Raw genomic sequence first — 12,321 nt, 5'->3', positions numbered from 1 at the left:
CGCCGGATCATGTCCTACACGGCTCCGCCGAGTTGGTGCAGAACGGCATCGAGCAAGGAGCCCGCGTCGAGGTCGACGCCCCCCTTGCGGAGGAATACCGCGTTGAGGAGCTGGTCGGTGGCGAGTTCGCCGGGGGCGCGGCGGCTCAGGAACTCTTCCAGCAGGTCGTCGACGTCGCCCAGGGCGTCCGGGCCGAGGTGTGCGCCGATGATGTCCCGCAGACGGTGCTCGTCGGGCTCGGGGAGGTCGAGACGCACGCAGCGCCTGAGGAAGGCGGGCGGGAAGTCGCGCTCGCCGTTGCTGGTGATGATCACGACGGGAAACTCTCTGCAGCGGAGTCGGCCCCGCGGGACGAGTGCGGGATCGTCCGGGTCGTCGGTCTGGACATGCACCGGAGTGTGGTCCTCGGGCAGGCGGGTGAGTTCTGGGATGTCGAACTCGCCTTCCTCAAAGACCGTGAGCAGGTCATTGGGCAGATCGACGTCGCCCTTGTCCAGCTCATCGATCAGCAGCACCCTGGGCCGTTCCCGGGGAACCAGGGCGTTGCCCAGAGGACCGAGGCGAACGTACTTGCCGATGCCCGGCTCCTCGTCGCCCGAGTCGCGACGTAGACCCGCCTCACGCAGCCGGCCGACGGCGTCGTACTGGTAGAGGGCGTCCTGCAGGGTGGAACGGCTGTTGATGGGCCAGCGCAGGACGCGGCCGAGAGCGAGCTCGTGCGCGATGGCGTGCGCGAGGGAGGACTTGCCGGTCCCGGGGTGGCCGGTCACCAGCAGGGGCCGGCGCAGATGGAGCGCCGCGTTGACGACGTCGGCCTCGTCGCCGCCGATGAGGTAGGGCCGGGGACGGGCGGCCTGACCACCCGGCGACGGCTCGTCAGGGTCGAATCGGCGCCACGGCGGCGGCGGAGGGAACGCGACCTCGCGAGAGTCCCCGTCGCCGCGGAACAGCCGCCAGGCGCTGTCGGGCGGCGCGGGACGCTGGCCGGGCCCTGGCTCTGTCGTCGTCATGAGGCGTGAGTTCCTTTCCTGGGGTCCCTCAGTTGCAGCGACCGAGGCTCAGGGTGATGGCCTTCCTCCCACACCAGAGCAGGGCGGGGGAGGGCCGCTTCCTCGGAGTCGAAGACCTCGCCCCGGACTCGGCGGACGCGCTCGGGGAGGTCGGCGAGCGGGCCGGTGGGGTCCAGCCGCTGCAGCCTTGTGGCGTCCTCGTAGCAGTTGGCCTCACGGTCCCAGAGGACCACCGGGACACCCAGCGCGAGACACGCCTGGAGCAGTTGGGTCCTTTGGTCACGAGGACCGTGGAGGATCACGCGGGCGGAGTCCCGGTGACTGTTCTGGAGCAGTCGGGTAAGCCGCCGCGGACTGTCGCAGTTCCGGTCGGCGACCAGCGGTACCTGGTCACCACTGGCCCAGCGGCGGCGCTGCTCTCGGTCGCGACCCCGCGCGAAGTAGCTCATCTCGGGGCAGCTCAGTGTCAGGCGGAACTCCACTCCGAGGGGCTGTTCGGGAACGAACTCGTTGGGCGCTCCCGGGTTCCACTCGTCCACGGCCAGGTGAAGTCCCTGCCGGTCGACCAGCACCGTCACCCAGGGGACATGATGTTCTTGGCCGGGTTCGTCGGCCGCGCATTCCACCGCCTCACGCAGATGACGAGCCGCTTCCTCCGGTGTCTTCGACACGGTCTCCGGCTCTCGCAGCACGGTGTGCGTGCCGTCCTGGCGGGCGAGGAGGACCCGGCAGACATACCGTTCGTCCGGGGCGTCGTGATCGGCGGCCAGGTCCAGCACCACGCGTGCTACCGGTGATGTCTGCCGGGCCACCCACTGGCGGGCGTCGGTGCGCCGCTCGTTGAGGGCCGTCGGATGGATGCCGATCCGGTCGGCCACCCTGGTGGACCAGTCACGCAGTACGGAGGAGCCCTCGCCCGCGACGGCCACCGCCACGTACTCGGTCAGCCGCAGTAGGGCCGGTACCGGCGAGGTCCCGTCCGGCACATGCTCGCTGTCGGCCATAGCCTCCAACTCGTCGACGACCTGTTCGAGGTCGTCGACCGGCAGATGGGTACGTGAGAGCGGCTCGGGCAGACAGGCGTACCGCAAGGCCTCGCGGGCGGCGCGCGGCAGCAACGTGGGGTGTTCCTTGCAGATGCCGCGCAGCAGGTCCACAAGGCACTCGTGCTCCTCCAGAGAAAGCAGGGAACCGAATCCGGAAGCCCGCGCGTGGGAGAGGAGAGAGGTCAGCCGGGTGCGGTCGCCTTCGTCGCTGATCGTCGCAGCCAGGGTGCCGCTGAGGGAGGCCAGGGCCCGAGGATGTGCCGTGACCAGGGCCACGAGGTCGGGCAGGGACGGCGCGTAGTCGGCGGGGACTCGCATACCCAACTGGTCCGCGAGGGCACGGGCGTGAGCCGAGCAGGCGCCCGGGGCGCCGAGGATTGGCCACAGCGACTGCTCGATATTTTTCTCGGTCTGAGTGCGTTCGGCTGCAGGTGGAGCCTTCGGCAGGGGAGCGCCGATCTCGGCGAGCCGTGGCGGGCCGTCGGTGTACTGCCGCAGGATGCTGTCGAAGCCGCTGTCCTGTGTGAAGGCCCCGGCCGGGCAGGCAAGCAGACGGCGGTTTCCGTACGACTGACAGTCCTGGACGACCACTGCGACGATGTGGTCCTCGCAGAAGACTGCCGCTCCGGAGGACCCTCCCCAGGGTTTGCGGCCGTCGTCACGAGGGTCGGGAGCCGGCTTCTGGTCGAGAACGTAGAGGCCTCGTGAGCCCGTGGACAGCGGGGCAAGCTCCCCTCGCAGGTGCTCTGCGCCGCGGTCCTCGCCCGCGCTGGCCAAGGGGAAGCCCAGCCCTTCGTACCGCAGCGGGGCCTTGCCGACGGGACGGCCCCATCGGACGGATCCCATCACGTCCACCTCGTCGTGAAGACGCAGGAGCGCAACGTCTAGGCCCTGCGGGTGTGTCCAGAGGACCTCAGCCCTGGTGCTCACGACGCCGCCCACGCGGGGATGCCCCACCCACACGTGGATCTCCGGCCAGTGAGAGCCGGTGTTTTTGTCCGCGAGCACATGGCAGGCGGTGAGTACGAGACGCGGGGCGATCAGATAGCCGGAGCCGGTGCTATGGCGCTGTCGCACCGTGCCGCTGCGAATCAGCGCCAGTCTGCGCTCATCCATCTCACTCCTCGGCCCAGGGCTCGGTCTCGTCATCACTGATGTCGGGACTGGTCCCACCGGCGGCACGGTCGCGGACCGACAGCCTCAGCGTCAGTTTGTGGGTCCGGAGCGTGGAGCGCTCCCCGCCCACGCCTACGGTCGCGACGCCGAAGGAGAGCTTGCCGTCGCCTTTGCCGCTGTCGCGCAGCTCCAACAGCAGTTCCAGCTGGGCCTCTTCGACGCCGAACGCGAACTGCTGGTCGGAGCCCTGGGCCTGCGCCTGGTACAACTCCTGCCGCAACTCCTCGATGGCCGCAGCCAGCCCCACACTCGACATCCCCATTCCCGGCGCCCCCGTTACTCTTCTGGCAACCAATGCCCTGATGCCTCGTCACGTTACCTCTTCCTCAAGGCGCCCAGGGCCGAAGGAGATGGTCCGCTCCCCATGCCACCGCGCCAGAGGAAGCCCGCCGACCAGCCAGGCGCCTCCTCCCCTCAGGAACTCCAAGACATCCTCTGGAAGTCCGCGGACAAGCTGCGCGGCCGCATCGACGCCGCGGAGTACAAGGAGATCTTCCTCGGTCTGTTCTTTCTGAAGTACGCCTCCGACCTGTTCGAGGAGCATCGTTCCGCGCTGGAGCAGCGGCTGCTCGCGGCCGGGGTCGACGCCGACCGCCTTGCCGAATTCGTCGAGGCCCCCGGCCAGTACACCCGTACCCAAACCGTCTGGGTGCCCGAGAGGGCTCGATGGTCGTCGATCGCCGCCAACGCGCGGACCCAGGGCCTCGGCGCGCGCCTCGACGACGCGATGGACGCGATCATGCGGGAGAATACCCCGCTGGCCGGTGCCCTGCCGAAGGTCTTCACCCGGGTCGGCGACGACGAGCAACTGGCCGATCTCATGAACCTCATCGGCGATGCCCGCTTCGGCGACGCCGGGACCGACCGGCCACAGGACGTACCGGCCGAGGCGTACGAGTACTTCCTCGACAACTTCGCGGGTCAGGAGGGTAAGAAAGGCGGCGACTTCTACACACCACACTCCGTCACCCGCCTGGTCGTGGAGCTCCTGGAGCCGTACGAGGGACGTGTGTACGACCCGGCGTGCGGTTCGGGCGGCATGCTGGTGGAGGCGAGCAGGTTTGTCGAGAGATACCGGGGCGGCGATCACCGAGCCACCACGTCGGTCCACGGTCAGGAGTGCAATGAACGGACCTGGCGCCTGGCCAAGATGAATCTCGCCGTCCACGGCATCGAGGGCGACCTCGGCGCGCGCTGGGACGACACTCTCGCACACGACAGACACCCTGGCCTCAAGGCCGAGTTCGTGCTGGCCCAGCCTCCGTTCAACATCAAGGACTGGGCGCGGGACGAGAACGATCCCCGATGGGTGTATGGCGTCCCCCCGAGGCACAATGCCGACTACGCGTGGCTCCAGCACGTGATCTTCAAACTGGGCGAGAGGGGCACCGCCTGCGTCGTCCTGGCGAACGGGTCCCTGTTCCGGGGGCGTGGCGAGGCGGAGATTAGGCGGGCGCTGATCGAAGACGACCTGGTCGCCTGCATCGTGGCGTTGCCCCCACAGCTGTTCCGTTCGACAGCGATCCCGGCCTGCCTCTGGGTGCTGGCCAGGAACCGGTCGTCACACAGCTCCCCATACCGCAAGGGCCAGATCCTCTTCATCGACGCCAGCGGACTCGGTGTGATGGTCGATCGCACCTGGCGGAACCTGGACGGCACGGACGTGGCCAGGATCGCCGGCACCTACCGCGCGTGGCGTGGTGCCTCCAGGGCCGGTCAGGCCAGCCTGGCCTACCGGGACGAGCTCGGCTTCTGTGTCTCGGCAGACCTCGCGAGGGTGCGCGAGCAGGGGTACGTGCTGACTCCCGGGCGATACGTGGGTACCGGGCACGGCGAGGACGCGGTCCTGGAGACTGGCCCTGGGAAGCACACGGCGTTGACGAAGGATCTGTACGGCCTGTTCGACTAGGGCGTTCCAATGCGACGTGCCGGTGGCCCTCCGGCCGCGCCGCCGGCACGCGTCATCCGGGACTTTGCGCTCCGAAGGGTGGCGGCCGCCCTGGCTCCCGCGAAGCGCCCAGAAACAGGGCAAGAACCTCGGTCAGCGTGAGTAGGTGGAGGGCGTGAGGCGGTTGCCGGTGACGACGCCAGCGAGGACGAGCCGGTCGGTGGTGGCGCCGCGGGGACGGTGGGTGGCCAGCCAGGTGACCTCGTCGACGCGCAGGGTGCCGCTGCTGTTCGTTTTGGGAGTCAGATCGAGGACGAGGAGTTGCCCGAAGGGGGCGTTGGTATTGCTGTACTCGGCTTCCTGAGTGAGGTACTTGCCCTCGATGTGCGCACGGCTGTTGTCGTCGGGGTCCTGTTTCATCTCCGTCAGGTAGCGCAGCGCTCCGAACTGGACCAGGACGTCGGCGCGGCCCATGCCGACGTTGTTCGTCTCGACCTGAACAATGCTGTGCAGGGGGCCGCTGAGCAGCCATTGGTGGAAGTCGCGCTGCAGGTCTTCCTCTTTGGCCTCACGCTGTCCTTTTTCCGGCTTGCGGCGGTAGTCGTAGGGCGGGTCGTCCTTCTTGCCGGTGCCGAAAATGTGGGTGCGTTCCAGGTCGGTGCGGCTTTTGAGGAAAAGCAGGGTCTGGGTGAGCAGGGCGGTGAAGGTCTGCCGGACATCCCCCGTGAAGGTCTCATGTTCAGACAACGTGGCCAGGAAGCTGTCGAGCAAGGGAACGATGACGGGGTCGGTGGCCTTCAGCCGGGCGACATCGCTGTCGTAGGCGATGCCTTCGACAGCGGCGAGAGCCGCATCGTCGAGGCCTTCTGCGAGGCGTAGGGCACGAGTGAGCGGAAGTTTACGAAGCACGGTCGGTGCGATGCGATGGAGCCGTTCTCTTCCCGCGTCTGCGTCCGGGTCTTCGCTGTCGGAGTCACCCTGGTCGCTACTGGACGTCTCATGAGATTCCCGAGCGTCGATCCGGGCGAGGATTGCCGACGCAGTGGCGCCGTCGAATACCGGGCCGGGATGGTCCTCGGGGTGCGTTGCGGCGTGCCGCAGCGCACTGAGGAAGGCCTCCTTGCGGAGGAAGCCGTCTTCTACGGCCGGCTCGACCAGCGCGGCCAGACCCCGGGTCCGTTGACTGGTGCCGAGTGGTTGGACAGTGCGGGCAGCTCGGTAGGCGGCGAGGACGGCATCGACAGCCCGCCAGGAGTCCATCCATACGTCGGCCGCAAACTGTTCCGTAGCGGCCCGCAGCTGTAGGAGGAGTTGGGACCAGGCGATCTCGGCGGCCTGGCGCGGCTGGAGCCATGCGGGCTGGTGAGTGCCGTGCAGCCAGGCCCGACGGCGCTCCAGGGCCCGTTCGATCCTGTCGGCAGCCGATGCCACTTGATCGGCGTTGTGAGCGGTGAAGCCGAGGATGGCGTCACACACGGCGAGGTACGCGGCGGCGTCATCGCGGGCTTCTTCTGCCGCTTCGGCCGCGGCGAAGAGGGAGCGCGCTTCGCTGATGAGGCGGCTCACATCGGCCAGGTCGGTTGAGGACAGGGCAGTCCGCAGGCGGTCACAGCCGAGCTCGAACAAGGCGTCGACGTCCGCGGCCTCGTCGATGGACAGATGCTGCAGCAGCTCCCGCACGGCCGTTGAGACGCGGGATTCCTGCTGCGCCCAGCAGTCCAGTGCGACGCCCAGGACGCGGGGGAGACGCTCGAGGAAGTCCTCCGGCCCGTCGGCCGGTAGTTCCTCGAGGATGTCCCAGACCTGGTAGGGGCGGACTGCGTCGGAGGCGGCGAGTCTGACGGCGCCCTCCAGGCGGGCGGCGGCAAGGAGGGGACCGCGCTCGACCTGTTCGGTCAGCCCGTCGAGGAGTGCACCGTTTAGGGGGTTGGCGAGTGCCTTGGCAGTGGCAGGGCTGCCCAGGAGGGTTTCCAGTGACGAGGTAAGGGCCAGGACGCTGCTCTGCTGGGCGAACCCTGAGGGAAAGGCGGCGCCTGCCTGCTTCCATGCGCCGTCCGCGGCGTCGTAGGCGTGAACGATCGCTTCGGCCAAGAGGGGGGCAAGTGGGCCGGCGGCGACTTCAGGCACTTGGTCGAGCACCGTGTCAGCGGGCAAGCCGATGTCCTCAAACGTGATCGTGCGGGTTCCCGTGGTGGCCAGGTCGCTGAGGCGCTCGGCGAGCCGTGTCATGTCCCCTCTCCCTGTACCTTCATATTCGTGTCACCACAGTGGCTGGCCTTCTGCCGCTTCGGTGATCCTGTGAGGAGGCAGAACGTCGTGGGCCAGGCCGAAGTCCGCGGTCGTGACCAGTACCTGCAACTGATTCGCCTCCGCCACGGCGTTCAGTTCCTGCAGCAAGAGGTGGATATCAACATCCTGGATCTCTTCGGCCTTGGGACTGTCGATCAGCAGGAGACCCGGGTGCGTGGACACCTGGTGCGCCGCGCCCACACGCAGGAGTGCCACGATCACGGCGATCCGCAGTCTCAGCCGTTCGCCGGGCACCTGGTCGGTGAAGCTGCGCACATGCCCGCCGTCCGAGGTCACATCGAGGTGCGCTGCGCGGTCAATACTCACCGACTCCAGGCCAGCGAAACCGAACTTGCGCCCCAGGTCGGAAATCTCTTCGTTGAGGTCCGCGAAGAGCTTGTCCGCTTCCTTCGCGTGATCGTCCTCCAGTGTCTTCGCCCCGGCACGCAGCACCTTGATCGCCAATTCCTCGGCCGGATCATTGGGAGAGTCAGGCAGCTCGGGGAGAACGCTCAACGCGCCCTCGAGGCGCAGCACTTCGTCTCGAGCCTTGGCGTATTCCGGCACCCGGGCTGCCGAATCCGCCCGCCGCAGCTTCTCCTGTGCCGCGTTCAGTCCGCCTGACAGCCGATTGAGCTCGGTCTCCGCCTGCTCCAATGCTTCCCTGGCCGCCTGTTCGGCCTGGGTGCTGGTTTGGACGCGTTCTTCGGCCTCGGCCAGGACGTCTTCGGAGTCCTCGTCATCACCCTCGACGGGGCGTGCGCACACGGCGCAGCTGTGTGCTTCGATCTCCAGCTGACGCCGTTCCGCAGCGATGTCCTGATCGCACCGCGGGCACGTTGTGGGGTCCAGACCGTGGAACAGCCGGCGGGCGATCGCACTTTCGCGGACATCGTTGAGCAACTTCTCGTCGTGCTGCCGCTGCCCCTTGGCCTGCCGGTGGACCCGCATCAGGTCGTCCCACGCCTGTTGGCTGTCCGCCCACGAGGTCGCCAGACGCATCGTGGTCGCGGCCAGATCAGCCAACGACTCTTGATCGGAACTAGCTGATCCTGCTGACAGCTGCTCCAGGCGGGCACGGGCGCCTGTCAAGTCCTCCTCGGTCTGCTGGCGCTGCGCCGTTCGCTCTTCCTGCGCCGTTTTCGCTGCGCTCTGCCGACGCTTACGAGCCGTGGCCATCAGTTCCGCCTGCGTTTTGACCTTGGTCAGCACACCGGCGGCCGGCAGGTCGAGGAACACCTGCAGAAGGCGTCCCGGTAAACCGCTCATGAGTAGATCGCCCAGCAACGCGGGGGAACGGGCCGCCGGCAGGTACAGGGCCCCGAAGTAGGCGGGCCACCCGTGCGCCACCGCGGACGTCCCCTGTTTGGCACTGACGAGAGGATGCAGGTCCATCCACTTCATCATCAGCGCCTGAACCTGTTCGGCATAGCTCTCCGAGCTCGCGGCGCGAAACAGCGGCAGCACTCCCTGCGCCGGGTCCGGGGCACGGAGAGTCTCCAGCACGGCCAGGTCCGGCCCGGTAAATGCGACCGCGGAAGTGATTTCCTCGTTGTCCAGGTCCAGCCGGAAGGCCATGGCCTGGCCGGCAACCGTGGCGTCGAGGTCCACCTCACGCAGCCAGTGGATGGCGCCGCTCTTCTCACGCGGAGTGCCCCGAAGACACCACGTCACCAGTTCCAGCACACTCGACTTTCCACGCAAGTTCGATGCCACCAGGGCGGTCAGCCCGTCGCCGAACCTGAACGTGGTGTTGAACGGGCCGGGTTCAAGGGCTCCGGTCCTCACCCCCGCCACACGCAGCCGGTGAATCCTCAACGGCCGCGGCCGCGCGGGAGGCGCACCCAGCGGAATGCCCTGGGACTCGAACACCGCCCGGACGTCATCGACCGTCACCTTCGCGCGTGCGGCGATCCGATTCTCCAGCGCAACTTCCTCAGCCATGGTCCCCCGCTTCCGCATCCCCGTCCTGTGCCTGCTTGCGCAGTACTTCCAGCCGCGCTCGCGCTCGCACGCGCACCGAACCGATCCGATCACCGCAGGCGGCCTCGGCGTACTCGCGCTGCAGGTACTGCTGTTTCTTCAGCTGGTTACCGCCACGTCCGTCGGCCAGATCCAGCACCAGCTGAACCCGGTCCACGTAGTACTGGAATGCGGGTGCTTCCTGAATCGCCTCGCGTGCGACCGTCCGCCCGGCTTCCAGCAGGAAGTAGTCGTGCTGCCGTACCCGGTTGACGGTTCCGCGGCGGCGACGAGCCACCAGACCAGCACTGCGCAGCACGGCGAGAGCGTCGTCCAACGGTTCGTACGCCCCGAAGTGGTGCCGCAGCATCGGATAGCACCGCACCTCCGGTTCCTCGGAATCCAGAATGCGGCCGGCCAACTCCAGCAGGCGGGCCTCGGTGGTCGCCTCGTACTTCGTCAGCAGCTCATCGGCGAGATAGTCAGGATTGCGGAGCCAGAAGTCCAGCTTCTGCAGGCGGACCTGAGTGCGAACAACTCCCACAGCTGATTCCAGTCCTGGGTCAGCTCGCTCGACGTTGGACACGGGCTCACACGCCCCGTCGATGAGCAGCAGGAGCCGCACGGCATCCTGCTCCCGGCTCGTCACCCGCTCAGCGGCCTCGGGATTGGGTAGTCCTTGATCCACCGCCCCAAGGTATCGCCTGGTAGCCGTACCTGTACCCTCCGCGTACGAAGTGGTTGTGCGTCGGTCGTAGGCCACGTTCGAGAGTGTTCAGCCTCGTCCGCGCGGTGTGAGGCCGGGTGGGGGAGCGGAGCTGTCGGGAGGCTCGAGCTGGGGAGCACGAGCCCAGCCGTGGGGGTGCATCGTCTCGGTCTCCCAGTCCTCGAACGCCTGGGGAAGTGCCTTTGGGTCGCGGTCGGCGTCGCGGTGCCAGCGGATGAAGGCGCGGGCGGCGGGAGGGTGCGCGTCGCACCTCCGTCAAGAGACGAGACGCCTGTGCACAAGAGATCAGCTCGGTCCGGTCCTGTTCCTGGAGGACGAGAAACCCCACGGGCTGGCCCTGTGCGGTGGTGGTGAAGTGAGGATTTGCCCTGCTGGCGCGCTGCCGTGTGCGAAGGGCAATACCAGAACGCAGCGTCACTCTCAACGAGAGTTGACAGGACGTAAACCTCTGCTGATGCTCTCCGCATGACAAACGTATTCACCTACCGTGTCGCCGAGTTGAACCGGCGCGGCAAGACGTACCAGCAGATGGCGGCCGACTGCGACTTCAAACGCTCTGTGACCTGGTGGAACAAGATGTACTGGACCGAGATCGACAATCCTCCTGAGCCAGCCCTGTTCCCGTACCTGGCCAAAGCTCTGGAGGTCACCGAACGCCGCGTCCGCGAACTGGTCGCCGAGCAGTGGTGTGACGTTCGGCCCGATGACACGGTGCCCGAGCACCTGCGGACCTTGCTCTCTGTGGCACGGGAGGTGGACGAGCGAGATGCGCTGAAGCTCGTCGAACTGGCCATGGTCATGTATCGAAAGCGTGTCATCACGATGGAGAGAGACCGATACTCCGCCATGCTCTTGGAGGCGTACACCGCAGGCAGCGGCGGGCCGCTCACCGCCGAGCAGTTGGAATCGCTCAGGCTGCCCGAGAAGCGCGCGGTCAAGAACAATCCGAGCCTGAAGGTCACACCAGAGGCGCAGGCGATGCTCGACGCTATCTCTGAGCCCAAGGAGGAGTGACAACGCATCGCCTCCCGTCGCTTCACGATCCGGCGCTCGTAGGTCGCTGCCGCACCGCCTGCTTGAGGCCAGCGGCCGACCTGTCCCCGCTGAGGGGCCATCGGCAGCGGGGCGTGCAGGATGGCGCCCTTGTTCGCCTCGGGGATCAGGCCGTAGACGAGGACGCACGAGGCGTCGATCCGGCCGGGCGAGTTCGGGTCGGTCGACATCCACGTCGCCCACTCGGTCTCCGGGTCGGTGAACATACCGCGTCGCACAAGGTCTTGCACCATCTGGTGGGCGATCGGCTCTGCCCCGACCAGTTTGCCTTGCTTCGCGAACACCATGTCGATGCCCGGCATCAACACGTCCTTCGGGATGACGCCCTCCCGCTGGAGGGTCTCCAGGACGTGCGGATGGCCAGCACGCACATGTCGCGGCCGTAGTTGCCCTTCGACGTAGATCACGGCTGTGTTCGACTCGTACGCGAGGAGGCGCGCCGCGGTGGACCACTCGGCCGACGACATGGCGGCCGAGCGGTCGTGCGTCACCCACACGCGGTTGTCGTCGCCGAGGAAGCCACCGATGACACCGACGGTGTCCCGGCCGCCGCCGGACGGATCGACCGATACGGTGATCTTCTGCGGCTCCACCGCGGTGACATCGTCCCGGATGCGACGCAGCAGGTCTTGGGAGACTAGGGCACCTTAGGTCGGCTGTGGGCGCCCTGGAACATGGAGTGCCAGTCGCGGACGCTGGACGGGCTTTTGACATCGGCCCACCAGGCGAGCAGCGCCCGCCGGTTCTTCGTGCGGATCTTCGGCTGCGGCAACGGGTCGCCGTTTTTCCGGCCGAGGAGGTCAGGACCGAACGTCGACGGGTTGGCGATCGTGGCGAAGCGGACGACCTTCCACCGGCCGCCGTCCCCCAGGCGGCACCCTCTTCCTCCAGCCGACGGCAGCAGAAGTCATCCGGATGTCATCTGATCTGGATGGCGATGACCGCGTTCCGGTCCGCTGGAGACGCTTCCGCGCAGCCGACGATCACCAGTCGTGCACGTGCTCGCGCGGCCGTGGCGACTCGGCGTCGGCGCGATACTTGTGAGGGTCGTTCATGACCAGCAGGTTCACGTCTAACTGGCTCTAACAAAAGCTGCTGATCATGAGGCTGTCGGCCTCTCTGCTCGTATGTATGGGCATGGGGAACCGTCAGTCGCGGCCGTGGATCGTG

At 67.4% G+C, this 12,321-nt stretch carries 8 protein-coding genes; 2 read left to right on the top strand and 6 right to left on the bottom strand.

Going from position 1 to position 12,321, the window contains the following annotated elements; genetic code table 11:
* Positions 1-14 precede the first annotated feature (14 nt).
* Genes ACGF3J_RS08790 through ACGF3J_RS08780 form a run of 3 tightly spaced genes read right to left on the bottom strand, consistent with a single transcriptional unit; the run spans position 15 to position 3,488 of the window.
* A complete protein-coding gene (locus ACGF3J_RS08790) occupies positions 15-1,010 on the bottom strand; it encodes an AAA family ATPase (protein WP_393853712.1) in 996 nt (331 codons plus the stop codon).
* Positions 1,007-3,172 (bottom strand): trypsin-like peptidase domain-containing protein, encoded by a 2,166-nt coding sequence (locus tag ACGF3J_RS08785; protein WP_393853711.1) that lies wholly within the window; start codon positions 3,170-3,172, stop codon positions 1,007-1,009. Before ACGF3J_RS08785 ends, ACGF3J_RS08790 begins: the two co-directional genes overlap by 4 nt.
* 1 nt (position 3,173) lies before the next feature.
* Positions 3,174-3,488: a trypco2 family protein gene (locus ACGF3J_RS08780; protein ID WP_393853710.1), complete on the bottom strand. Its 315-nt coding sequence runs from the start codon at positions 3,486-3,488 to the stop codon at positions 3,174-3,176.
* 108 nt (positions 3,489-3,596) lie between these two features.
* On the opposite strand from ACGF3J_RS08780, the gene ACGF3J_RS08775 reads away from it, so the two are divergent.
* Positions 3,597-5,141, top strand: coding sequence for an N-6 DNA methylase (locus ACGF3J_RS08775; RefSeq protein WP_393853709.1), 1,545 nt, complete (start codon positions 3,597-3,599; stop codon positions 5,139-5,141).
* A 132-nt stretch (positions 5,142-5,273) separates the two neighbouring features.
* Here the strand turns inward: ACGF3J_RS08775 and ACGF3J_RS08770 are convergent, their stop codons facing one another.
* The 3 genes from ACGF3J_RS08770 to ACGF3J_RS08760 are packed head-to-tail and all read right to left on the bottom strand — an operon-like array spanning position 5,274 to position 10,059.
* Complete coding sequence (locus ACGF3J_RS08770) at positions 5,274-7,349, bottom strand: hypothetical protein (RefSeq protein WP_393853708.1); 2,076 nt, start codon at positions 7,347-7,349, stop codon at positions 5,274-5,276.
* A 30-nt stretch (positions 7,350-7,379) separates the two neighbouring features.
* Complete coding sequence (locus ACGF3J_RS08765) at positions 7,380-9,353, bottom strand: hypothetical protein (protein WP_393853707.1); 1,974 nt, start codon at positions 9,351-9,353, stop codon at positions 7,380-7,382.
* Entirely contained in the window at positions 9,346-10,059 is a 714-nt protein-coding gene (locus ACGF3J_RS08760; protein ID WP_393853706.1) for a hypothetical protein, read from the bottom strand. The genes ACGF3J_RS08765 and ACGF3J_RS08760 overlap by 8 nt, the downstream gene beginning before the upstream one ends.
* 504 nt (positions 10,060-10,563) lie before the next feature.
* Between ACGF3J_RS08760 and ACGF3J_RS08755 the strand changes: the two genes are divergently transcribed.
* On the top strand, positions 10,564-11,112 hold the full coding sequence (locus tag ACGF3J_RS08755) for a hypothetical protein (protein ID WP_393853705.1): 549 nt from the start codon (positions 10,564-10,566) through the stop codon (positions 11,110-11,112).
* Positions 11,113-12,321 lie beyond the last annotated feature (1,209 nt).

Origin of the sequence: Streptomyces sp. NPDC048171, assembly GCF_043202655.1 — a bacterium.
Lineage (GTDB): Bacteria > Actinomycetota > Actinomycetes > Streptomycetales > Streptomycetaceae > Streptomyces.
This window is presented reverse-complemented; position numbering and strand designations above follow the sequence as displayed.